The organism is Acinetobacter sp. A2, from assembly GCF_012371325.1.
Classification (GTDB): Bacteria; Pseudomonadota; Gammaproteobacteria; order Pseudomonadales; family Moraxellaceae; genus Acinetobacter.
Window position 1 is genome coordinate 58,173 of the sequence record NZ_JAAZQX010000005.1, and the last position, 22,277, is coordinate 80,449.

The window sequence follows — 22,277 nt, forward strand, 5'->3', positions numbered from 1 at the left end:
AGTTCAAAATTTAAATGGACTTGATTTGTAGTCTACACTTTCAAACTTGAATATGTCTTAGTTCTCAAGTGCTGGGGTTGCAGCAGCAATGGCAGCGGCAACTGCATCATCTTCAGATTGTGTGCCAGATGTATTGCTTGGACGTGCCTGAGTTGGCTTGTCTTCTGCAACAGGTGCTTCAGCTCTTGGAGCAGGTGCGGCAGCAGGTTGTGCAGGTGTTTCACGGCGAATTTCAGTCGTAGTATTCGCTGTTTCAGTACGTTCTACTTCTACATGTGCAGGCATTTCTGGTTCAGCATCTTCAATGCTTTCTACAGGTTCTAGTGGTTCAAATTGAGCAGTTTCAGTGGTTTGTTCAGTTTGAACTTCAACTTGCTCTTGCTCATCTTGCTTTGGCTGTTCTTTTTTAACACATGCAGTTACCAACAACGCCGTTGCAATTGCACCACAGATTAAAAGTTTCTTATTCATAATCGCACAAAATAAAAGATCGGATAGACGAGCGTATTATAGCAATAAAATGACAGATGAAAATCCTCTCAAGAAGTTCTAATTTTTTATTGGAAATGCTGATAGAATAACCAATTGTTTATTGTTCTATGAATTGATGCGGAATGACTTTGCTTTATTGGTGCAGAGTAAAGTAAAATTGCGCAACATTGTAGGCCTATTTAGGCTCGATTGTACGAGAAACCCAATGACCCATTTTATTTTCGTGACTGGTGGTGTAGTTTCATCACTAGGTAAAGGTATTTCAGCTGCTTCAGTTGCTGCACTTTTAGAAGCCCGTGGTTTGAAAGTAACCATGGTCAAAATGGATCCATACATTAATGTCGATCCAGGGACAATGAGTCCTTTCCAACATGGTGAAGTTTTTGTCACAGAGGATGGTGCTGAAACTGACTTAGATTTGGGTTATTACGAACGTTTCTTGCGTCGTGCGAAAATGACCAAGTTAAATAACTTTACTTCAGGTCGTGTTTACCAAGACGTTTTAAACAAAGAACGTCGTGGTGATTACTTGGGCGGCACAGTTCAGGTAATTCCGCATATTACCGACAACATTAAAGAACGTGTACTTCGCGCAGGCGAAGGCTACGATGTCGCAATCGTAGAAATTGGCGGTACAGTAGGTGACATTGAATCTCTCCCATTCATGGAATCTGTACGTCAACTTATGGTAGAATTAGGTCATAAGCGCACTATGCTAATGCACTTGACATTATTGCCATATATCAAATCTGCTGCAGAGTTGAAAACCAAGCCAACTCAGCACTCTGTTAAAGAATTATTGTCTATTGGTATTCAACCAGACATTCTGATCTGTCGTACAGAACATGATGTCGATGCTGACACGACCCGTAAAATTGCACTGTTTACGAATGTGGAAGCACGTGCGGTGGTGGTGTGTAAAGATGCCAAAACCATTTATCAAATTCCACGTACTTTCTATGAGCAAGACGTTGATGATTTAATTTGTGAGCGTTTTGGTTTCAATGATCTTCCTGAAGCAGATTTATCTGATTGGGACAACGTAGTTGAAGCATTATTGAACCCAGAGTACAGCGTTCGTGTGGCGATGGTGGGTAAATATGTTGAACTGCCAGATGCTTACAAATCTGTAAACGAAGCATTGCTGCATGCGGGTATTCAAAACCGTGTCAAAGTTGAAATTGACTACGTTAATGCTGAAGAACTAGAAAGCCAAGATGTACGCACTGTACTGAAAGATGCAGATGCGATTTTAGTACCAGGCGGCTTTGGTGAGCGTGGTACTGAAGGTAAAATGCAGGCAATCCAGTATGCACGTGAAAACGGTGTACCTTTCTTGGGTATCTGTTTAGGTATGCAGTTGGCTGTGATTGAATATGCACGTAACGTGGCCGGTATTACCGATGCAAGCTCAACAGAATTTAACCGTTCAACCAAGTCACCACTCATTGGTTTGATTACTGAATGGTTAGATGAGCGCGGCGAAGTACAACAGCGTTCTGTTGATTCTGATTTAGGCGGCACAATGCGTTTAGGTGCACAAAAATCTGAATTGGTAGAAGGCACAAAGACTGCACAAGTGTACGGTTCTAATGAAATTGTTGAGCGTCACCGCCACCGTTATGAGATGAATAACCGTTATATTCCAGTGCTTGAAGAAGCAGGTCTAAAAATTTCGGGTTATTCACCAATTCAGCACTTGGTTGAAACTGTGGAAATTCCGCAACACCCATGGTTTATTGCGGTACAATTCCACCCGGAATTTACCAGTTCGCCACGTGATGGACACCCATTGTTTGCAGGCTTTATTGGTGCAGCGAAGCAACAGCATCAAAAAAACAAATAAGATGGCTTTAGGAATAGACTAGGAAGTTTAAATGTCACTATTAAAACCACAGGAAATTGTCCGTTTAGGTGATATACAAATGGCGAACCATTTGCCATTTGTATTGTTTGGCGGCATGAATGTCCTTGAGTCCAAAGACCTTGCTTTTGAAATTGCTGAAACCTATGTGGATATTTGCAAACGCTTAGATATCCCGTATGTGTTCAAAGCCAGTTTTGATAAAGCCAACCGCTCAAGCCTGAACTCGTTTCGTGGCCCAGGCTTGGAAAAAGGCATTGAATGGCTGGCTGACATTAAAAAGCATTTTAATGTGCCAATTATCACCGATGTGCATGAGCCATATCAGGCTGCACCTGTGGCAGAAGTAGCTGACATTATTCAACTTCCTGCATTTTTAAGTCGCCAGACCGATTTGGTTGAAGCGATGGCGAAAACTCAAGCCATTATCAACATTAAAAAAGCACAATTCCTTGCGCCACACGAAATGCGTCATATTTTGCATAAGTGTTTGGAAGCAGGGAATGACAAACTCATTCTTTGTGAGCGTGGCTCAGCATTTGGTTACAACAACTTGGTTGTAGATATGCTTGGCTTTGACATCATGAAAGAAATGAATGTTCCTGTGTTCTTTGATGTAACCCATGCCTTGCAAACCCCTGGTGGTCGCGCAGATTCAGCAGGTGGTCGCCGTGCACAAATTACCACTTTGGCACGTGCAGGCATGGCAACAGGCTTGGCTGGTTTATTCCTAGAAGCGCATCCTGATCCTGAGCAGGCAAAATGTGATGGACCTTGTGCCTTGCGTCTCTCACAGCTTGAGCCGTTCTTGGCACAGCTCAAAGAATTGGATACCTTGGTTAAAGGTTTCAAAAAGCTAGATACACACTAAGTTAGACGTATATTAAATTATAGACTCATTGATGCGATCAAAAGCATCTTGTTATTAATCAACTGAGGAATTGTTCATGAGCCAAATCGTTGACATTCGTGCACGTGAAATTTTGGACTCTCGTGGTAACCCAACCATCGAAGCAGACGTAATCTTAGCATCTGGCGTAGTTGGCCGTGCATGTGCACCATCAGGTGCTTCAACTGGTTCTCGTGAAGCTCTAGAACTTCGTGATGGCGATCAAGCACGTTACTTGGGTAAAGGTGTTAAAACTGCAGTCAACAACGTGAACACGCTAATCCGTGATGCGTTAGTAGGTAAGTCTGTGTTTGAACAAAAAGACATCGACAACACCATGATCGCGCTTGATGGTACTGAAAACAAAGAAAAACTAGGTGCAAACGCTACACTAGCAGTATCTTTGGCTGCTGCACGTGCTGCTGCAGACGAAAAGAAAATTCCTCTTTTCCAATACATCGCAGATTTACGTGGTCAAACAATTTTGACTATGCCTGTACCAATGATGAACATCTTAAATGGTGGTTCTCATGCAGACAACAACGTAGATATCCAAGAGTTTATGATTGAGCCAGTAGGCTTCACTTCATTCTCTGAAGCATTACGTGCAGGTGCAGAAGTATTCCATTCGTTGAAATCTGTATTGAAAAAACAAGGTTTGAATACTGCAGTAGGTGATGAAGGTGGTTTCGCGCCGAACTTACGTTCAAACGAAGAAGCAATTACTGTTATTCTTGAAGCAATTGAGAAAACGGGTTACAAAGCTGGTTCTGATATGATGCTTGCGCTTGACTGTGCATCTTCAGAATTCTACAAAAATGGTCAATATATTCTTGCAGGTGAAGGCAATAAAGCATTCTCAAGCAATGAATTTTCTGACTATTTAGCAGGTTTGGTCAACCAATATCCAATTATCTCAATTGAAGATGGTTTGGATGAATCTGATTGGGAAGGTTGGTCTTACTTGACGTCTATTTTGGGTGACAAGATTCAATTGGTAGGTGACGACCTATTTGTGACCAATCCAAAAATCTTACAACGTGGTATTAATGAGAAAGTTGCTAACTCTATTCTGATTAAATACAATCAAATCGGTACTTTAACTGAAACGCTTGATGCTATTTATCTTGCTAAAGCAAATGGTTATACCACTGTTATTTCACACCGTTCAGGCGAAACTGAAGACTCTACAATTGCAGATCTTGCAGTGGGTACTGCAGCGGGTCAAATCAAAACAGGTTCATTATGCCGTTCTGACCGTGTAGCAAAATACAACCAATTACTTCGTATTGAAGAATTGACCAAAGCTGCATATCGCGGTAAAGCTGAATTCAAAGGTTTGAACTAAGCGACATTGTGCATGTTAAATGTATTTGACTCCAAAGCGAGTAAAGCATTGTTGGGCCTTGCGATCTTTTTGATCGCAGGGTTTCAATATTTATATTGGTTTGGTGAGGGTGGTTACCAGGACCATGCTGCACTGACAGAAAAAATCCAACAACAAACAGAATTAAATCAAGATCTCAAAGAACGCAATCGTGTACTTGCAGCAGAAGTCTATGACTTAAAAAATGGGGTAGAAGCCATAGAAGAGCATGCCCGTTTAGATTTAGGCTTGATTAAGCCACATGAAACATTTGTGCAAATGAGCACCATTAGCACACAATATAAACCCATTTATATTCAACCCAATTCAACTGTAGATTTACGTACCAATGAATCACAACAACCCGCAGCAACCGCCACAACACCCTAAACTTTGGGCGATTATTCCCGCAGCGGGTTCAGGTAGCCGTTTTTCTAAAACTGAATTAAAACAATATCAAACCATACAAGATCAAACTGTCTTAGAACATAGTATTGCACGTTTAAATCATTTACCGTTGGCGGGCTATGTTTTGGCTATAGGTCAAGCAGATGATGTAGCACAAAACCTAAACTTGGCCCAAAGAGAAAAAGCACATTTTTGCTTAGGTGGCGCCGAGCGAGTAGACTCTGTGTTGAATGCATTACGTTATTTGGCTGAAATTGCACATGCAGATGATTGGGTCTTGGTGCATGATGCAGCACGACCTTGTGTCACGACTGTTTGTCTAGAACAGCTATATCAGACTGCACAAGACACAGATCAAAGTGCAATTTTAGCTATTCCTGTGCGAGATACCTTAAAGCGCGTTGCATATGCACCTCAAATTGAAAAAACAGTCAGCCGCGACTATCTTTGGCAGGCGCAAACTCCTCAAATTGCAAAACTAAGTGTGCTTAAAAGTGCAATCGAATCTGCTTTGGAGCAACAACATACTATTACGGATGAAGCCAGTGCTTTAGAAGCTATGGGGTATGCAGTCAATGTCGTACAGGGGCGTTCTGATAATATTAAAATCACCTATCCTGATGACTTGGAACTTGCACGTTTAATTTTATCTGCACAACAACAAGCCCTGTAAAACCACAAGATAAAGTGGAAATTTCAGCGATTATAGTTTAATGATTCACTCTGTGCAGCTTTGCTTCTATAATTGTCCGTTCTGTCTATTTAAAACCTTTGAGCCGTATGAATCCATCGCAGCAGTATCGTTTTTTACGTCACTCATTACGTGATGGTAGAAGCATTAAAAATGATTCCTCACGTTGGACTAAACTACATTTAGATCCGTGGCTGCTATGCTTTTTAATTCTAAATGCGATTCTAGGTTTAATGGTGGTGTATAGTGCCACAGCACAAGACATGGGGATGGTTTTACGCCAAGCCACTAGTTTTGGGATTGGTTTTGTGGCTATGATCATTCTTGCGCAAATTCCACCGAAAGTGTATCAGGCGGCTAGTCCGTATTTTTATATGTTTGCTGTGGTCATGCTGGGGCTTGTTCTGCTCATTGGTGAAACCCGTATGGGCGCAAAACGCTGGATTAGCTTGCCCGGAATTGGCAGCATGCAGCCCAGTGAGTTTATGAAATTTGCTATGCCTTTAATGATGGCGTGGTATTTTTCTCGTCGTGCTTTTCCGCCTAAATTTATTCATATCATTGTCGCCTTGGTGTTGATGATGATTCCTTTTGTCCTTGTTGCTTTACAACCTGATTTAAATATTGGCCTGATTATTCCAGGTGTATTTGCTTTATTTTTAAGTGGAATGTCGTGGCGTTTGATTCTAGGCGCAATTGGGGCTTTGGCTGTTGCTGCACCTTTGCTTTGGATGTTCTTTTTACAGGAATACCAAAAGAAAAGAGTCTTGACCTTGTTTGATCCTGAATCTGATGCCTTGGGTGCAGGCTGGAATATTATTCAGTCAAAAATTGCAATTGGCTCAGGTGGTTTTACAGGCAAGGGCTATTTGGAAGGAACCCAGTCACACTTAGGTTACTTACCTGAACATCATACTGACTTTATTATGTCGACCTATGCCGAAGAATTTGGATTTATAGGTGTATTTTTACTGTTCAGTTTGTTTGCTGCCATTATTTTACGCTGCTTAATGATAGGGATGAACTGTTTCCATAACTTTGGCCGTTTGTATGCAGGTACAGTTGGGTTGACTTTCTTTTTCTTTGTATTTTTAAACTCGGGGATGGTGAGTGGTATTTTACCTGTTACGGGTGACCCATTGCCGCTGATGAGCTATGGTGGTACAGCTGTGATTTCCATGCTTGCCAGTATGGGCATTGTGATGTCAATTCATACCCATCGTTGATATTGAACTAAATTAAGGTGGAGTGGATATAGTTCTTCATCATCTTATAAACTACTGAAATAGCCGAAGCTTAACAGACGTTCTCTATAAAATTTAAGCAGATCAGTGGCACACCGAGTACATCATGACCCAGTTAATTTTTATTGCACTGTTCCCCTTAATTGCTTTAATTGCATTGGGCTATGCATTGAAGCGTATTCACGTACTGGATGAACCATTCTGGAAAGGTGCTGAGAAATTAAATTATTATATTTTATTTCCAAGCATGCTGTTTTTAAACCTTGCCACAGCACACATTGAAGCGAAATCAATCGCACAAATTATGTTTGTGGTGGGTATCGTGGTCACATTGGCAAGTTCTCTGTTGTACGCTTTACGGCATTATTTTAAGACACCTGCGGCACGCTTTGGGGTGTATATGCAAAGCATGGTGCGCTTCAATACCTATATTGGTTTAGCATTAGTCGCAGCATTGTTTCAAGCGCAGGGCATGGCACTGTTTGCAATTATTCTGGTGTTTTGCATTCCATTGGTCAATGTATTGTCGGTACTTGCTTTGAGTGATACCAAGACTTTACAGCCACAGCAAATTTTATATGCATTGATGAAAAACCCACTGATTTTAGGCTGTATAGTTGGTGGTTTATTTAATATATCAGGACTGAGTTTGTGGGTTGGTGCAGAGCATTTTATTCGACAAATTGCTTTATGCAGTTTACCGTTGGGACTGATGTGTGTGGGTGCAGCATTACAGTTTAATGGTTTGCAGAGAGACTTAATGCCTTTGGGGTTAAATGTCGTTGGTCGTTTGCTCTTTATGCCTGCTTTGGCATGGCTTGTTTGTTGGGGCTTAAAACTCCCTGTTTTAGAAACACAAATACTGGTCTTGTTTTTTGCTTTACCGACAGCATCTGCGGCTTATGTTCTAACACAGGTTTTGGGTGGGGATAGTCGGATGATGGCAACGGTCATTAGCCTACAAACAGTGTGTGCAGCTTTAAGCTTACCATTCGTGTTGTGGTGGTTAATCTGAATATAGAAAAGGCTTAAACAGACTTAATCATATAAACGGTATATTCCTGCAAAGCGCTCACAGCCTTTTTGGCGAGTGTGTATTTTTAATATCGCTTTAGAATAGTCAAATTGATAGCTGCAATCATGTTCATTGTCAGTAATTTCTGTTTTTTGTTCAGGTGTGGTGTAGGCTAAAAAAGCAATACTTTGCGATTCGAGTCGATTGTTCGGATTGCGATAAGCAAGTCCTTCAATTTTAATGCTATTTTTACTGAGTTGATGAATCTGTAAATGCACAGGCTGTGCAGCAAATTTACCATTTTCATATTTTAAATAATGCTGGGTCATGCTCTGATTCATAGAGGTAAAAAAATTCAGTTGATCGATACGTACATCAAATTGTTGGGTATAACAATTTAAACTTTTACATTGCTGTAGGCGTTGCATCCACAACTGTTGAGTGTCTTCTATAAGGCGAATTGGCGCATCACTCATCAAATATGCAGTTAAATGTTGATCATTTAATTTTTCACGTAATTCTGAAAAATCATCATTGCACACTTTGCTGAGCTTTGTTTGGGCAGCAGTAGAACAATCAATCCCTTGAGCATAAGAGAAAGATGAATATAAACAGCCAAATAGCAGCAGTGTGCCTAAGTTTTTGATAAGATAAATTTCAGATTTCAACAGCATGATCGCTTATACTTTCACTATGTTGCGCTAGTCTAACTATAGCGAAATCGAAAGTATGAATACAAGATTTCAATGATTTATTTCTACAGGAGTTGAACATGGTTGCACATATTCGAATTGGACAAGGATTAGATGTTCATGCCTTTGAAGCAGGGGATTTTGTGACGCTTGCAGGTGTTCAAATTCCGCATACACAAGGTTTAAAAGCACATTCAGATGGTGATGTGGTGTTGCATGCGCTGTGTGATGCGCTGTTAGGTGCATTGGCCTTAGGAGATATTGGTCAGCACTTTCCAGATACAGACCCGAATTATAAAGGTGCAGATAGCCGAGAGCTGCTTAAACATGTGTACCAACTGATTTTAGACCGTGGTTATAAACTGAATAATGCCGATATTACGGTGGCTTGTGAGCGTCCAAAACTTGCTACGCACACTTTGGAAATGCGCCAAAGTATTGCCGATGTGTTGGATGTGGAAGTAACACAAATTAGTATTAAAGCCACAACTACCGAAAAACTCGGTTTTACTGGACGTCAGGAAGGTATTTTAGCAACTGCAACAGTGCTAATTTCACATACTAAATAAAAATGAAGATATCTGCTGAGGCGAATCAAGTTTCAGCAGATTCTAAAGCCTGCTGTAAGTCTTGAGTGGCTTTACGACCTTGAAGCTGTAAAGATACTGCGTGAATTAAACCTGTCCACGTTTCATTGGGTTTCCAAATGTCATGTAAGAAGTCTTGTGCTGTGGCAATATCCATATCCATAAAATATTGGCGATATACATACATCAAACTACTGGCGTGATTATTGTTGCTACAGTGAACCCAGACCATTTGGCTTTCCAGTAAATGATCCAGTAAATCTAAAAACAATAAGCACTGATCTGAAGATGGTGTTTCCAGTGAAATTGGCAACTGAATATAGTTGAGTCCAATATCTAGACAAATTTTATCCTCATGGGGAAGGGTGTGTTCGGCATCACTTTCAGCCAAATTAATTACTGTGCCAATGCCGTACTCTTTAATCAGTTTTAATTCGTCTGCGGTAAGTTGACCTGAAGTAAACAGGCGTTCATGAACAAACTGGAATTTTTTAATTTGGCTAAGTTGAGTTTCAAGTTCATTCATGGCGAGTCATTTCCTATGCAACAAATAGAAACGCCATCATGAAGATGGCGTTTTTTAAATCTTAACGATTTGCTAAAACATCTTTTAATGCTTCATGCATTTCAAGTAATGCTTTTTCTGTGGTTTCCCAGTCGATACAACCATCAGTCACAGATTTACCATACTCTAAATCGCATAAGTTTGCAGGAATATCTTGACGACCACCTTTAAGGTGACTTTCGACCATAATGCCTACAATAGACTTGTTACCATCAACAATTTGCTCGGTAATATTTTTTAATACCAGCGGTTGTAAGAATGGGTCTTTGTTGGAGTTGGCATGACTGGTGTCAATCATGATTTTGGTGCTAACTTTGGCTTTAGTTAAAGCATTTTCAGCTTCTGCAACAGAGCCAGCATCGTAGTTAGGTTTGCCATTGCCACCTCGTAAAACCACATGCGCATATTGGTTGCCGCTGGTACGAATTACAGAAACTTGACCTTGATCATTCAGGCCTAAGAAGCTATGACCATGTTTTACCGATTGCATAGCGTTGGTTGCAACTGTTAAACCGCCATCTGTACCATTTTTAAAACCAACAGGAGATGAAAGACCTGAAGACATTTCACGGTGTGTTTGGCTTTCTGTGGTACGTGCACCAATTGCAGACCAAGAAATTAAATCTTGATAATACTGTGGTGAGTTTGGATCAAGTGCTTCGGTTGCACATGGTAAGCCTTTTTCATTTAGCTCAAGTAAAAGTTTACGACCAAGACGTAAGCCTTTTTCAATATTGAAAGAGTCATTCATGTCTGGATCGTTAATTAAGCCTTTCCAGCCCACAGTAGTACGTGGTTTTTCAAAATAGACACGCATGACAATGTAAAGAGAGTCTTTTACTTTTTCGCTTAAAACTTTCAAACGATCTGCATATTCGTGTGCAGCAACAGGATCGTGAATAGAACATGGGCCAATGACCACAAATAGACGCTTGTCTTTACCATCTAAAATATTGCGGATAGTTTCACGACCATGAAGAACGGTTTGATAAGCAGTTTCAGTCAAAGGTAACTCAGTTTTTAATTCTGCAGGAGTCACGAGTGGCTGAATACTTTTAATATTCACGTCATCGATGTCTGATTGTGTAAGAGGATTAGACTGTAAAGTATTCATTGCCGTCACTGGTTTGATCATACAAAAGATTGTTTAATAGTCTGAATATAACATGAATTTCACTGTATTTTGTTATAAAAAGATGAATACTTCTTTAAAAAATAAGTGATGAATCGGGCAGATAAATTAAACTGCCCATTTTAGTAAAAGCATATTCAAACTTAGTTTGTTAATTATTGCTTGGATTGTGCTTCAGAAATCACAGCTGCTGTTTCAGGTGTACTTACAGGCTTAGATTTGACAGGATTGACCATAAAGTTAATCCCAATCACAAATAGGGTAATTCCTAAAACTTTACGAATAACTTTTTCAGGTAAACGGGAACTGAGCAAAGTACCAACCACAATGGCTGGAATTGAACCGACCAGCAACCAAATCAATAAATTGAAATCGACATTGCCTGAACTCATGTGTCCTAGGCCTGCAACTAAGGTTAGCAGTACTGCATGCACGACATCTGAGCCGATAATACGAATCATTGGTAGGTTTGGAAACATCAACACCAAAGCCATAATGCCAAAAGCACCAGCACCGACTGAGGAAAGTGTGACAAATACCCCAAGTACAATGCCCATAATCACAATCAGTGCGCGCTTATCTGCAGCCTGAAGTTTGACTTTTTCTAAATCCTGAGTCATGTCAGGTAATTCTTGTTTTCTGTATTTATTAAAAAAAGTTTCGATTTGGCTACGGAATACTATTGAGATGCCTGTTAAAGTCAACATAAAGCCAAGAACAACGGTCAGCACCATTTTATAATGAGTAGATTGGCTTAAGTAATTTTCCAATACCCAATGTGTGGCAAAAGATGCTGGAATACTGCCTACAGCAAGCCAAATTACAATAGGCCAGACGATATTCATTTTTTTTGCATGCACCAAAGAACCACAAAATTTTGAAATCGCGGCATAAAGTAGGTCTGTCCCAATGGCAATGTGCGGTTCAATTTTAAACAGGCTGATCAGAATAGGAGTCATGAGTGAACCACCTCCAACGCCAGTGACACCAACGCAGAAGCCAACCAATACACCCGCTAAAATAAACTCAATAGGACCAACCATGAAAAGCTGCCGAACATAAAAAACGTGGATATAGTATGACTTTTGCAAATAAGCTGTTGTCTTGATTAATGATTTACTTATTCTTAAAACAGATATAGTGAATTTGGCTGTTTCAGGAAAATAGTCATCTAAAATTTCTATTTCTTACAAAATACAGTGGCTATGCTAAAATGCCCTAAGTGATATAAATTAAAATTTAGAGGAAAAACCTTTGCAAAATCGGAAACTTAAAATTGGTATCGTTGTGGGAGAAGTATCGGGAGATACTTTGGGTGCACAACTTATGCGACGTTTTCGTGAGCAAGGCATTGATGCAGAGTTTGAAGGCATTGGTGGGCCTCAAATGATTGCAGAAGGCTTTAAAAGCTATTATCCGATGGATACTTTATCGGTGATGGGCATAGTTGAAGTACTCAAAGACCTAAAAAAACTATTTGCGGTGCGCGATGGTCTAGTCGAACAATGGAGTAACAACCCAGTCGATGTTTTTGTAGGTGTCGATGCCCCCGATTTTAATTTACGTCTTTCTAAAAGTTTAAAACAAAAAAACCTACCCATTAAAACGGTACAATACGTTAGTCCTTCGGTGTGGGCATGGCGTCAAGGTCGGGTACATGGCATAAAAGCCAGTATAGATTTGGTGTTGTGTCTATTTCCATTTGAAAAAGCCTTTTTTAAAAAATGGAATGTGCCTGCTGCTTTTGTTGGGCATCCACTTGCGAGCCAGTTAAGTCTAGATAATCCAATTACAGCAGCGAAGCAGGAATTGGGTTTAGATGACACTCAGGCACATATTGCCTTATTGCCAGGTAGTAGACGTGGTGAAATTGAACGTTTAGGACCTTTGGTGTTAGATGCAGCTCAAATTTTAAGCCAAAAACATCCACAGTATATTTTTTTGATTCCTGCCATTAATGACGCACGCAAACAACAAATTGAAAATCTGTTGCAGTCTTATCCGCTAGTATTACAAGCCAAAATCAAGATTATGGAAAATCGTGGTACGGAGTCAAAAATTGGACGTCAGGTCATGAATGCATCCAATATTATTGCACTGGCTTCGGGAACGGCGACTTTGGAAGCGATGTTGCTGCACCGTCCTATGGTGACTTTTTATAAGCTCAACCGTATTACCTACTGGATTGCAAAATTGTTGGTCCAAATTCCGTATTATTCATTACCGAATATTATTGCAGGTAAAAAGGTCATTCAGGAATTAATTCAGGATGATGCAACGCCTGAACGCTTGGCTTCTGAAATTGAAAAGCTAATGAATATTGAAGCTGCACAGATTCAAGCCATGCAGCACATGACCATGCATAAACAATTGCTGTCAGACAATAGCGAAGACCCAGCCCAAGCAATTTTGGCAATTTTGGATCACTAAGTTATTCGCATAATTATTTATAGAGTGGTTTGAAATTGCTGTCGATATTGGCTAGGCGTCAGTTCAAACTGCTTTTTAAATGTCTGGCTAAATGCGGTTTCTGAAGAATAACCCACACGATGTGCTATTTGTTGTATCGACAGTTGGCCTTGCTGCAAATAATTTGATGCCAAACGCAGACGATGTTGTTGTAAGTAGGCCAAAGGTGGCTCGCCAATTAACTGATTAAATAAGTTGGCAAATTTAGAGCGGGACATACAGCATTGTTCTGCTAGGCTTTCCACAGTCCAAGCCTGTTCGGGTTGGCCGTGAATAGCCGCTAAGGCATTGGAAAGTTCGGGATGTGCCAAAGCACCAAGCCAGTTATTGGAGTCATCTAACTGGGCAATATAATCCCGCACACATTCTATAAGTAAAATACTCACCAAGTGATCGAGTATTTTGTCACGGCCAGGTCGGATTTGATGACTTTCTACTGCTAAAAACTGTAAGCCAATTTGCAACCATTCAGGTGCTGTGCTGCACATAATATGTGGAATATGTAGATATTCGGGTAGGGCATTTAAAAGTGGTTTTGCCATCGTGGTATCCATGTGGCACTGGATTACCAATATAAATGCATCTTCAGCTTGTTCGTGATGAACCGTTCCGAACTGAACAGACTGCTGTGATTTAAGTTGGAATAAGTCTGAAATATCAAAATGTTCAGTCCAGTGTGTATTGGCTTGCGCACATGCATAATGACTACAACCCGAAGGAATCAGCACAATATCACCTGCATCTACTTGTAATTGGGTTTTTTCAGACAAGTGCACATGCAGTGTCCCTTGTAGCACCACATAAGCCAGCATGGCACCCTGATCATGATATTGAAATGACCAATTTCCATGCGGATTCAAATAGATATACGCAGACTGGTGTAAATGTATATCTTCAAAAATCTTACTTAAAGCATCCATATTTTAAGCATAAACAAACGTAAAATTAAAAACCTGTGATTTCGGGACAATATTGCGCATTTTGCGCCAAAGACTTTTGCATAGTTTTTTTGGACGTCTGCAACTGTTCATTCTTGTATTGATATTCAACTATATAGACAGATGAGCGTAGAAGGAAGCTAAGAAAATGAACGCACCACTTCATTTAATGGAAAAAATGGAACAGGATGTTCCTTATAAGAGCGTTACTCAACTCGATAAGAAGCGTTATTTGTGGTTGATCAGCCCATTTTTACCTGTGTTGGGTATGGGAATTTTAGCGGGATACCAATTTGCACCTAAGCCTGCCAAAAAAGTATTTGCGTTGGGTGGGCCATTATTATTACATGTCATTATTCCAACCATTGATACCTTAATAGGTCAAGATGCGAATAATCCAAGCAATGAAGATGTAAAGCGACTTGAACAAGACCCGTATTATTCACGTTTGGTGAAAAGTTTTATTCCGTTGCAATATGCCACCAATATCTATGCTGCTTATTTGGTTGGACGCCCACAAACTTCATTACTTGATAAAGTTTTATTGGGTATTTCTATGGGCATGGTGAACGGTATTGCTGTAAATACCGCACATGAACTCAGTCATAAATCTTCAAAAATAGATCATTTGCTGTCACATTTGGCCTTAGCACCAACAGGCTATAATCATTTTCGGGTAGAACATCCTTACGGTCATCATAAACGTGCAGCAACGCCTGAAGACCCTGCATCTTCACGTATGGGTGAAACATTTTATGAGTTTTGGCCACGTACAGTGAAAGGCTCGTTTCAATCTGCCATTCAAATTGAAATCCAGCGTTTAAAGCGTAAGGGCAAACAATTTTGGTCTAAAGAGAATGAGTTGTTACAAGGCTGGGGGATAAGTGCTGCTTTTCATAGTGTATTGCTGGCACGTTTTGGTACAGGAATTTTACCGTATTTAGCCACTCAGGCTTTTTATGGCATCAGTCTATTTGAGCTGATTAATTATATTGAACATTATGGCTTGCTCAGACAAAAAGATGCGCAGGGTAAATATGAACGAACCATGCCCGAACACAGCTGGAACAATAACAATATTGTGACTAATTTATTTTTATATCAATTACAACGTCATTCTGACCATCATGCGTATCCGACCCGGCCATTTCAGGCACTGCGCCATTTTGATGAAGCGCCTGAATTACCAAGTGGATATGCCAGCATGTTGCTGCCTGCACTGATTCCACCACTGTGGTTTAAAATTATGGATCAGCGTGTGTTTGAGCATTATCAGGGCGACTTAAACAAAGCCAATATTCAACCTAAGCGTCGTGCACGTATTTTTAAGAAATTTGCGGTAATTGATCGTTGGTTAAGCCGTTAAACTTTCTGCTTTAATAGCAAAAATTACCTCAATAATATGTTGAGATAAGAAAACGTGATAGGGTAAAAGACAGAAATTTACCAAGATGTTTGAATAAATTCTGTCTTTTATTGCATAAAGTTATATGTCTGAATGGGTAAAATTATTTCAATTCGCTTGAGCTTTTTCCTAATTCACGTCGGGCAATAATCAGTTGCTGAATCTGTTGCGTGCCTTCAAAAATATCTAAAATTTTGGAGTCACGTGCCCATTTTTCCAATAATTCATCTTCGTTATAGCCTACCGCAGCCGCCAATTCGACACATCTTAAAGTAATGTCATTACAAATTCGGCCTGCTTTGGCTTTGGCAATGGAGGCTTCACGTGAATTAGGCTGTTTATTGTCTGCCATCCATGCGGCTTTGAGCATCAGTAAACGTGCAGCTTCCCATTCTGCTTCCATTTTATAAATTTGTGCAGCGATATGTGAGCACTGTAAATATGGGGTGGCATAGTGTTCATCTAGGTGGTCTTTGAAAATTTTTTGAATACGCTCCAATGCGGCTTTGGCACAACCCACAGCCATGGCTGCAACCAAAGGGCGGGTATTGTCAAAAGTTTCCATTACCCCTGCAAAACCTTTCGCAACATCAATTTCTGCATTACCCAAAAGATTGCTAGCAGGCACGCGACAATCTTCAAAGCGAATACTGGCGGTGTCTGACGCTTTGATCCCTAATTTATGCTCCAAACGTTCTACCGTCATGCCTGGTGTGCCTTTAGGTACCACAAATGATTTAATCGCAGCACGTCCAAGTTGTTTATCTAAAGTTGCCCAAACCACTACTGCATCTGCACGATCGCCAGAGGTTACAAATATTTTTTCACCATTTAAAATATATGCATCGCCATCTTTGCGGGCTGTGGTTCGTATGGCCGCAGAGTCTGAGCCACAGTTGGGTTCAGTAATGGCCATAGCAGCCCAAACCCCATGAAAGCGTTGCAATTGTTCTTCATTGGCAACCGCTGCAATGGCGGAGTTACCTAAACCTTGGCGTGGCATACTGAGTAATAAACCTGTATCGCCATAACACATTTCTACAATACTGAGGGCTGTAGACATATTTACGCCATTTTTATTGCCTGTAGATGTATCGCCACGTTTATTGACTGCAGCACCTGCATTCATGCCATCTCCCGCTTGGTTCATGCCATCGACTAAGGCAGCGAGCATATCCAGTTCTTTTGGGTAAGCATGTTCAGCTTTATCGTATTTTCTAGAAATAGGGCGCAAGACATTGAGTGCAACTTCATGTGCCTGATCAATCAGCATTTTAAATTTTTTCGGGTTTTGTAAATTCATGCCTGTATTCCTTATATTTTTTGGCTTTATTTTTGATTGAATTCAGCATTAAGCATGTAAACCAGAATGCATAATTGCCGTTGCACGTAAATCACGATACCAGCGTTCTACAGGGTGTTCTTTGGTAAAGCCATGACCACCTAAAATTTGTACGCCATTGGTGGCAATTTGCATGGATTTTTCTGCACATAGCAGTCGGGCTAAATACGCTGCACGATGAAAATTTTGTCCTGATTCTGCAAGACTTGCGGCATTCAGCAACAACATGCGCATAGCTTCAATTTCAATGGCCATGTCGGCAATCATAAATGCCACACTTTGACGATGTGAAATTGGCTCGCCAAATGCAGTGCGTTCATTGGCATAGCCAATGCAATAACTTTTAACTGCTTCACAGCAACCTAAGGCCATGGCGCACCACATGAGATTGCCTAAATCTAAAAAGGCGCTATAGTCAAAATCATCTGTACCTAAGCGTTCTGCAGGGGTTTGATTAAAACTCAAAGTGACTGTTTCAGAGGCTTTTAGCCCCATAGCAGGTGATTCTTTCAGTTTTATGCTTGCATCACGCTGAACGATAAAGACTTCGGGCTTGTTATCAAGCTCGGCACTAACTAAAAATAAATCGGCAGTTTTGGCTAAAATCACCAGCGTTTTTTCACCTGTGATTAGGTACTGTCCATTTTGTAAGGTTGCTTTGGTTTTTAATTGATACGGATTAAAAGCAGCAGTATTTTCCTGCACTGCAAATGTAGCTTGTATTGTCAGCCCGCTAGACTCTGCTTCAGCAAAGGCTGTTAAATAAAGATTTTGAACCGCTTCTGAACCCCAACGGGTGATGGCATTGATTACACTAAAAGTCGAAAGCAGTCCTGCAGTTAAACTAAAATCGCCTCGCGCCAATTGTTCTGCAATTAAAAGATGACTGACAATATTTTGCTCAGTTGCCACTCCGCCTAAGGCTTCGGGTAGGGCGTAGCTATTTAAGCCTAAATCTGTGCTGTATTGCCAAAGTTGTTGTGGGAATTGCGCATGAAGGTCTGCTTCATAAGCCAAAGGATAGATCACCTCTGTTGCAAATTGCTGCATCGCATCGACCAGCATTTGTTGTTCTTCATTCAGTGATAAATCAAATAAATCTTTCGACTGCTGCTTCAACCGTTGCTGTGGCACGCTTTGGGTACGTTTAAATGTTTTTTGAGTGCTTTCCAGTGTTTTAAATCCTGCTTTTGCAGAATGATAAAGTGACTTTTCGACCCATTTGCGCAATTTGAGTTGATCCAGTCGGTCACTCGATGCCATTTTTGTGAGTAGTGCTAAGCCGAATCCTTGGGCTTTATTGATCATTTGACTCATGATTATGCTGTCCTGCATAGAAAGTGCTTTTTTATGCTGACATGCAGCGTATAAAAAAACTATGTCATTGCTGACATGCAGAATTGTCAAAGATAAACGGTAAAAACTAAACAGCAAGTGGCATTAATTAAATGATATTGCACAATTATTTTTCTTTTTGAAAAATATTAATTTCAAAAAAATTGACCTAAATGACAATTAAGCGAAATGCCAGTCTGCCGTTTAGGTCATTTAATCCAGTTAGATGATTCAAGTTGTGATGAATGCAGAAAATTTTTTCACTTAAATAAACTTTTGAATCATCTTGCGTACATTGGTTTTTGCATCAATCACAGTCATAAATGTATAGGCACCAATGAATTTACGGCTAATAAACATAAATTCTTTAGGCGGTACACTAAAGTAACGTGAAGCCATAGACTTAGATGCCTGTTGCATGACTCGGCTATGTAACTGACTTTTTTTCCAGTCATAGCGAGAGTGTTCATCCATTACGCCAGCAGGTAAGTCACGGTTATTGTCTAGGTGACTAAAGGCTTCTGTGGCCAGTAAAAATACTTTGGCCATATCGGGTTTAATACTTTCAGGAATACTGTCAAAAAACTCGTAACCTGTCATAGCATTCACCATCATTTGTGGGTCATGGTAATAACCTGCTTTAATCAGATTACGTGCCACAGTCAGCAAGTGCTGGTCAAATTGACGGATAGCACCGAAGTCCAATAGTACAATTTTATCGTGAATATCTTCACCATTACCCAAACGCACCAAGTAGTTGCCAAAGTTCGGGTCGGTTTGCATTTCGCCCCATTCAAACACTTCACGCACCGCAATTTCTAAAGAAGCTTCGCCCAATAGATTACGGCGTTCTTGTGGCAGGGAAAGCATCACAGGGCTGTTAATTGGCACACCACGTTCAAAAGTCATGCACAGCACTTGATCACTGCAATACTCATCTACAATTTGCGGCACGATATAACGTGGATCATCTTTTAAACGTGCTGCAAAGCGACGAGTGGTGTCTGCTTCAATTTGATAATTCACCTCACGGTGCATCATCTCACGCACTTCATCAAACCACTGATCAAATTCGCGGGTTTGAGGAACCATGCGGGTTAATTTGAGCATGTTTTTGAATAGACTCATGTCTGAGTCTATTGCATCTGCAACGCCTGGGTATTGAATTTTTAGCACCAATTCTAAACCATCAGACTTGCGTGTAGCACGGTGTACTTGCGCTAAAGAGGCTGTGCCTAAGGGTTCGTGATCAATAGTCAGATCATCTAGTTTTGCACCCAATTGTGCTTGTAATTGCTGTTTAATTGCAGGCCATGCCAAAGCAACAGTTTGGTTATTCAGTGTGTTGAGTGCTTGTGTGATTTCTTCAGGTAAAAAGTGTTCGCCATACAGCGCCATCATTTGGCCAATCTTCACGATTGAACCTTTTAATTTTCCAATTTCCGCCACCAAATAGTCGGCTTGCTCTTTCATGGCTTTTTTGCGTTTACGTTCTTTTTCTTCTTCGCTAGAAAACATGGAAGTGGCATTGGAAGCTGCCCAGCGTGTTCCCGCCAGTAAGGATGCTTTTGCGATGGATAAGCGTCGATCCATAGAGGAAGTCTTGAGTTGTTTAAGCTTATCGTTCTGATCTGACATTAAAATCAATCCTTAAATCAGCAATTCGCAGGAAAATTAGATTGTAACGGATATTACCGTGTCTTAACGTATTAAAAAAGTTCAACTTGCTGAACGTCGAGTTTCCTATCAAAAAAAAACCTATAAAACGCATGGAAAATAGAATAAAGCATCGAAATGAATTTTTTACATGCGATATTGTACTTTGGTTTCAGCTTTTTTCATTAACAGGGTTTTATTGTCCTGAATGAATTTGAGAATCATGGTTTTGACCGATTCATGTAAAAAACCGTGTGCATAACCTTTTACAATAATCACGCTAGGCAGGCAAAAAAACAGATATTTGGCATCATCCATAGACGCATTTTCAAAAATGCCGTTTTCAATCAGGATTTGCTGAAAAAATTGTTTTTCAATCAATACCGCATCTGAATGGTTGTCATTCCAGTAGCTTTGGCGCATGGCCATTAAATTATTGTGTTTGTAGCTCATAAGGCTGAACGATTCATCTATAAAATGAGTAATTCAATTATTGGGATGACGTCACATTTTTCAATGATTTTTCTGTATATATCATTGACTGGGCAATAAAAGCTGGGCGTTGACTATAGGATTTTGAGCCTGAATCTTGTAGCATCAATACAGCAATTTACGTTTCGCAAAATTATAAAATATTGAAGAATCACCGCGCATGCATCAAAAGGCGCTCAGGGGAAAACATGAAAGTTTGGGCAGTTACATTAATGGGGATGCTGGCTTTAGGTACAAGCCAAGTCTGGGCCAATGGTTTTTCACAGGCCTATATACAATGTATGAATAATACTTATGGGAGCATTGATAAATCACAAAAATGTATTCACAAAGAGCAGAAAGCTCAAGTTAAACGATTGAAAAAACATTATAAAGCCTACGTGAAGCGTAGCGCAGGCAATGCTCAAAATATTCAACAACAGCATCAACTTTGGGAAAATCGTGTGAAACAGCGTTGCCATTTATCGGGCAAAACCAATTTTGCAGAAATGCAACGTCGCCAATGTGTATTGGCACAGACAGTAGAACGTGCGGATTATTATCAAGGTCAATTTGTAGGCATTAAATAGCCAAGTTGCAGCTTAAAATAATTGTCTGAAATGCGCTTAAACATTATAAAACCGAGTAAAACAGGGTATTATAAAGCGTTTTAAAATTAGACCTTGGAGCGCCTTAAGTGGATCGACCGACAATTAGCCCTGAACATTTGCAGGAAGCTGCTGAAAACCTAAGCACTATTCGTGATTTTATCCGTTTTGGGGTTACAGCATTACGTCAATACGATGCACATTTAGGTCAAGGTACAGAAGATTATTTTGCAGAAAGCTCTGCATTGGTATTGCAAACCATGTCTTTAGACTGGAATGCAGACCCAGAAATTTTAGATGCCAAACTTTTACCAAGCGAAGTGGCTGAGTTTTTAAGTCTGCTTGAACGCCGTATTAACGAAAAAGTACCTACTTCATATTTGTTGAATTTGGCTTATTTCTTTAATAAACCATTTTATGTAGATGAGCGTGTTTTGATTCCACGTTCACCTATTGCAGAACTAATTGAAAATCGTTTTGCGCCATATTGTCTAGATGAAAATGGTCAAATGCGTGAAGCAGATAATAATTTACCTGCTAATTCTGCACCAAAAACACCACAACGTATTTTAGATATGTGTACGGGTTCAGGGTGTATTGCGATTGCATTGGCTTATGCATTTCCAGACTCAGAAGTGGATGCAACCGATATTTCTAAAGAAGCCTTGGAAGTTGCTCAAATCAATACTGAGCATCACAACAAGCAGTATCAGATTGCTTTATTGGAATCGGACTTATTTGCCAAAATTCCAGCAGAAAATCAGTACGATTTAATCGTATCTAACCCACCGTATGTTGATGCCGAAGATATGGCAGATTTACCTGAAGAATTTCACCATGAACCTGAGTTGGCATTGGCAGCAGGGCAAGATGGCTTAGATTTAGTGCGCAAAATGCTGGCGCAGGCTGCAGATTACCTCACTGAAGATGGTCTGATTGTGATTGAGGTGGGTAATTCTGAATGGGCAATGAAGCAAAACTTCAATACGGTCGATTTACATTGGCTTAAATTCCAAAAAGGTGGATCAGGCATTTTTGCACTGACTGCAGCACAATGTCGTCAGTACCGCGATTTATTTATTCAATCTGTTCAAGCATAAGGAGTCGT

At 40.2% G+C, this 22,277-nt stretch carries 22 protein-coding genes; 12 read left to right on the forward strand and 10 right to left on the reverse strand.

Features of this window, described 5'->3' with window-relative positions:
- Positions 1 to 57 precede the first annotated feature (57 nt).
- The gene (locus HHA43_RS03365) at positions 58 to 471 is read right to left on the reverse strand and encodes an internalin (protein WP_168460665.1); all 414 of its coding nucleotides are present in this window, start codon (positions 469 to 471) and stop codon (positions 58 to 60) included.
- Between the two features lie 226 nt (positions 472 to 697).
- On the opposite strand from HHA43_RS03365, the gene HHA43_RS03370 reads away from it, so the two are divergent.
- The 7 genes from HHA43_RS03370 to HHA43_RS03400 all read left to right on the forward strand — a co-directional run bounded on the left by HHA43_RS03370 (position 698) and on the right by HHA43_RS03400 (position 7,969).
- Positions 698 to 2,338 carry a CTP synthase gene (locus HHA43_RS03370; protein ID WP_168460667.1) on the forward strand — a complete coding sequence of 547 codons (1,641 nt, stop codon included), beginning with the start codon at positions 698 to 700 and terminating at the stop codon, positions 2,336 to 2,338.
- A 31-nt stretch (positions 2,339 to 2,369) separates the two neighbouring features.
- Positions 2,370 to 3,227: a 3-deoxy-8-phosphooctulonate synthase gene (gene kdsA / locus HHA43_RS03375; protein ID WP_168417395.1), complete on the forward strand. Its 858-nt coding sequence runs from the start codon at positions 2,370 to 2,372 to the stop codon at positions 3,225 to 3,227.
- A 76-nt stretch (positions 3,228 to 3,303) separates the two neighbouring features.
- Positions 3,304 to 4,593, forward strand: coding sequence for a phosphopyruvate hydratase (gene eno / locus HHA43_RS03380; RefSeq protein WP_168417394.1), 1,290 nt, complete (start codon positions 3,304 to 3,306; stop codon positions 4,591 to 4,593).
- Positions 4,594 to 4,605: 12 nt separating this feature from the next.
- Complete coding sequence (locus HHA43_RS03385) at positions 4,606 to 5,001, forward strand: septum formation initiator family protein (protein WP_168460668.1); 396 nt, start codon at positions 4,606 to 4,608, stop codon at positions 4,999 to 5,001.
- Positions 4,961 to 5,692: a 2-C-methyl-D-erythritol 4-phosphate cytidylyltransferase gene (gene ispD, locus HHA43_RS03390; protein WP_168460670.1), complete on the forward strand. Its 732-nt coding sequence runs from the start codon at positions 4,961 to 4,963 to the stop codon at positions 5,690 to 5,692. The genes HHA43_RS03385 and ispD overlap by 41 nt, the downstream gene beginning before the upstream one ends.
- A 107-nt stretch (positions 5,693 to 5,799) precedes the next feature.
- Positions 5,800 to 6,936 (forward strand): rod shape-determining protein RodA, encoded by a 1,137-nt coding sequence (gene rodA, locus HHA43_RS03395; protein ID WP_168460671.1) that lies wholly within the window; start codon positions 5,800 to 5,802, stop codon positions 6,934 to 6,936.
- A 124-nt stretch (positions 6,937 to 7,060) separates the two neighbouring features.
- On the forward strand, positions 7,061 to 7,969 hold the full coding sequence (locus HHA43_RS03400; protein WP_168460672.1) for an AEC family transporter: 909 nt from the start codon (positions 7,061 to 7,063) through the stop codon (positions 7,967 to 7,969).
- 23 nt (positions 7,970 to 7,992) lie between these two features.
- On the opposite strand, the gene HHA43_RS03405 is transcribed toward HHA43_RS03400, so the two are convergent.
- Complete coding sequence (locus HHA43_RS03405) at positions 7,993 to 8,643, reverse strand: hypothetical protein (RefSeq protein WP_168460673.1); 651 nt, start codon at positions 8,641 to 8,643, stop codon at positions 7,993 to 7,995.
- A 98-nt stretch (positions 8,644 to 8,741) separates the two neighbouring features.
- Between HHA43_RS03405 and ispF the strand changes: the two genes are divergently transcribed.
- Positions 8,742 to 9,230 carry a 2-C-methyl-D-erythritol 2,4-cyclodiphosphate synthase gene (ispF, locus tag HHA43_RS03410; protein WP_168460674.1) on the forward strand — a complete coding sequence of 163 codons (489 nt, stop codon included), beginning with the start codon at positions 8,742 to 8,744 and terminating at the stop codon, positions 9,228 to 9,230.
- 25 nt (positions 9,231 to 9,255) lie between these two features.
- On the opposite strand, the gene HHA43_RS03415 is transcribed toward ispF, so the two are convergent.
- The 3 genes from HHA43_RS03415 to HHA43_RS03425 all read right to left on the reverse strand — a co-directional run bounded on the left by HHA43_RS03415 (position 9,256) and on the right by HHA43_RS03425 (position 11,988).
- Entirely contained in the window at positions 9,256 to 9,774 is a 519-nt protein-coding gene (locus tag HHA43_RS03415) for a fused DSP-PTPase phosphatase/NAD kinase-like protein (protein WP_168460675.1), read from the reverse strand.
- Positions 9,775 to 9,835: 61 nt separating this feature from the next.
- Positions 9,836 to 10,927 carry a 3-deoxy-7-phosphoheptulonate synthase gene (locus HHA43_RS03420; protein WP_216075687.1) on the reverse strand — a complete coding sequence of 364 codons (1,092 nt, stop codon included), beginning with the start codon at positions 10,925 to 10,927 and terminating at the stop codon, positions 9,836 to 9,838.
- A gap of 173 nt (positions 10,928 to 11,100) precedes the next feature.
- Positions 11,101 to 11,988: a sulfite exporter TauE/SafE family protein gene (locus HHA43_RS03425; protein WP_168417385.1), complete on the reverse strand. Its 888-nt coding sequence runs from the start codon at positions 11,986 to 11,988 to the stop codon at positions 11,101 to 11,103.
- Between the two features lie 211 nt (positions 11,989 to 12,199).
- Here HHA43_RS03425 and lpxB point away from each other — a divergent pair, with 211 nt between their 5' ends.
- On the forward strand, positions 12,200 to 13,375 hold the full coding sequence (gene lpxB / locus HHA43_RS03430; protein WP_168460677.1) for a lipid-A-disaccharide synthase: 1,176 nt from the start codon (positions 12,200 to 12,202) through the stop codon (positions 13,373 to 13,375).
- Positions 13,376 to 13,392: 17 nt separating this feature from the next.
- On the opposite strand, the gene HHA43_RS03435 is transcribed toward lpxB, so the two are convergent.
- Positions 13,393 to 14,334 (reverse strand): AraC family transcriptional regulator, encoded by a 942-nt coding sequence (locus HHA43_RS03435; protein WP_168460679.1) that lies wholly within the window; start codon positions 14,332 to 14,334, stop codon positions 13,393 to 13,395.
- 166 nt (positions 14,335 to 14,500) lie between these two features.
- Between HHA43_RS03435 and HHA43_RS03440 the strand changes: the two genes are divergently transcribed.
- Positions 14,501 to 15,718, forward strand: coding sequence for an alkane 1-monooxygenase (locus HHA43_RS03440; protein WP_168460680.1), 1,218 nt, complete (start codon positions 14,501 to 14,503; stop codon positions 15,716 to 15,718).
- Positions 15,719 to 15,860: 142 nt separating this feature from the next.
- On the opposite strand, the gene HHA43_RS03445 is transcribed toward HHA43_RS03440, so the two are convergent.
- From HHA43_RS03445 to HHA43_RS03460, 4 genes are all read right to left on the reverse strand, one after another.
- Complete coding sequence (locus HHA43_RS03445; protein WP_168460681.1) at positions 15,861 to 17,060, reverse strand: acyl-CoA dehydrogenase family protein; 1,200 nt, start codon at positions 17,058 to 17,060, stop codon at positions 15,861 to 15,863.
- Between the two features lie 48 nt (positions 17,061 to 17,108).
- The gene (locus tag HHA43_RS03450; protein WP_168460683.1) at positions 17,109 to 18,416 is read right to left on the reverse strand and encodes an acyl-CoA dehydrogenase family protein; all 1,308 of its coding nucleotides are present in this window, start codon (positions 18,414 to 18,416) and stop codon (positions 17,109 to 17,111) included.
- 282 nt (positions 18,417 to 18,698) lie between these two features.
- Positions 18,699 to 20,072 carry an ABC1 kinase family protein gene (locus HHA43_RS03455; protein WP_168417379.1) on the reverse strand — a complete coding sequence of 458 codons (1,374 nt, stop codon included), beginning with the start codon at positions 20,070 to 20,072 and terminating at the stop codon, positions 18,699 to 18,701.
- A 165-nt stretch (positions 20,073 to 20,237) separates the two neighbouring features.
- Positions 20,238 to 20,543, reverse strand: coding sequence for a hypothetical protein (locus HHA43_RS03460; protein ID WP_168460684.1), 306 nt, complete (start codon positions 20,541 to 20,543; stop codon positions 20,238 to 20,240).
- A 227-nt stretch (positions 20,544 to 20,770) separates the two neighbouring features.
- Here HHA43_RS03460 and HHA43_RS03465 point away from each other — a divergent pair, with 227 nt between their 5' ends.
- On the forward strand, positions 20,771 to 21,151 hold the full coding sequence (locus HHA43_RS03465) for a lysozyme inhibitor LprI family protein (RefSeq protein ID WP_168417377.1): 381 nt from the start codon (positions 20,771 to 20,773) through the stop codon (positions 21,149 to 21,151).
- Between the two features lie 107 nt (positions 21,152 to 21,258).
- A complete protein-coding gene (gene prmB, locus HHA43_RS03470) occupies positions 21,259 to 22,269 on the forward strand; it encodes a 50S ribosomal protein L3 N(5)-glutamine methyltransferase (protein WP_168417376.1) in 1,011 nt (336 codons plus the stop codon).
- The last annotated feature ends 8 nt before the right edge of the window (positions 22,270 to 22,277 follow it).

What these genes read in the sequence shown, in the direction of transcription:
- HHA43_RS03425 (WP_168417385.1), bottom strand. Translation starts at nt 11,988, where the DNA reads ATGGTTGGTCCTATTGAGTTTATTTTAGCGGGTGTATTGGTTGGCTTC.
- HHA43_RS03405 (WP_168460673.1), bottom strand. Translation starts at nt 8,643, where the DNA reads ATGCTGTTGAAATCTGAAATTTATCTTATCAAAAACTTAGGCACACTG.
- HHA43_RS03435 (WP_168460679.1), bottom strand. Translation starts at nt 14,334, where the DNA reads ATGGATGCTTTAAGTAAGATTTTTGAAGATATACATTTACACCAGTCT.
- ispF (WP_168460674.1), top strand. Translation starts at nt 8,742, where the DNA reads ATGGTTGCACATATTCGAATTGGACAAGGATTAGATGTTCATGCCTTT.
- HHA43_RS03450 (WP_168460683.1), bottom strand. Translation starts at nt 18,416, where the DNA reads ATGAGTCAAATGATCAATAAAGCCCAAGGATTCGGCTTAGCACTACTC.
- HHA43_RS03400 (WP_168460672.1), top strand. Translation starts at nt 7,061, where the DNA reads ATGACCCAGTTAATTTTTATTGCACTGTTCCCCTTAATTGCTTTAATT.
- kdsA (WP_168417395.1), top strand. Translation starts at nt 2,370, where the DNA reads ATGTCACTATTAAAACCACAGGAAATTGTCCGTTTAGGTGATATACAA.
- HHA43_RS03415 (WP_168460675.1), bottom strand. Translation starts at nt 9,774, where the DNA reads ATGAATGAACTTGAAACTCAACTTAGCCAAATTAAAAAATTCCAGTTT.
- HHA43_RS03370 (WP_168460667.1), top strand. Translation starts at nt 698, where the DNA reads ATGACCCATTTTATTTTCGTGACTGGTGGTGTAGTTTCATCACTAGGT.
- HHA43_RS03445 (WP_168460681.1), bottom strand. Translation starts at nt 17,060, where the DNA reads ATGAATTTACAAAACCCGAAAAAATTTAAAATGCTGATTGATCAGGCA.
- HHA43_RS03455 (WP_168417379.1), bottom strand. Translation starts at nt 20,072, where the DNA reads ATGTCAGATCAGAACGATAAGCTTAAACAACTCAAGACTTCCTCTATG.
- HHA43_RS03385 (WP_168460668.1), top strand. Translation starts at nt 4,606, where the DNA reads ATGTTAAATGTATTTGACTCCAAAGCGAGTAAAGCATTGTTGGGCCTT.
- ispD (WP_168460670.1), top strand. Translation starts at nt 4,961, where the DNA reads ATGAATCACAACAACCCGCAGCAACCGCCACAACACCCTAAACTTTGG.
- HHA43_RS03440 (WP_168460680.1), top strand. Translation starts at nt 14,501, where the DNA reads ATGAACGCACCACTTCATTTAATGGAAAAAATGGAACAGGATGTTCCT.
- HHA43_RS03365 (WP_168460665.1), bottom strand. Translation starts at nt 471, where the DNA reads ATGAATAAGAAACTTTTAATCTGTGGTGCAATTGCAACGGCGTTGTTG.
- HHA43_RS03465 (WP_168417377.1), top strand. Translation starts at nt 20,771, where the DNA reads ATGAAAGTTTGGGCAGTTACATTAATGGGGATGCTGGCTTTAGGTACA.
- eno (WP_168417394.1), top strand. Translation starts at nt 3,304, where the DNA reads ATGAGCCAAATCGTTGACATTCGTGCACGTGAAATTTTGGACTCTCGT.
- rodA (WP_168460671.1), top strand. Translation starts at nt 5,800, where the DNA reads ATGAATCCATCGCAGCAGTATCGTTTTTTACGTCACTCATTACGTGAT.
- HHA43_RS03460 (WP_168460684.1), bottom strand. Translation starts at nt 20,543, where the DNA reads ATGAGCTACAAACACAATAATTTAATGGCCATGCGCCAAAGCTACTGG.
- HHA43_RS03420 (WP_216075687.1), bottom strand. Translation starts at nt 10,927, where the DNA reads ATGAATACTTTACAGTCTAATCCTCTTACACAATCAGACATCGATGAC.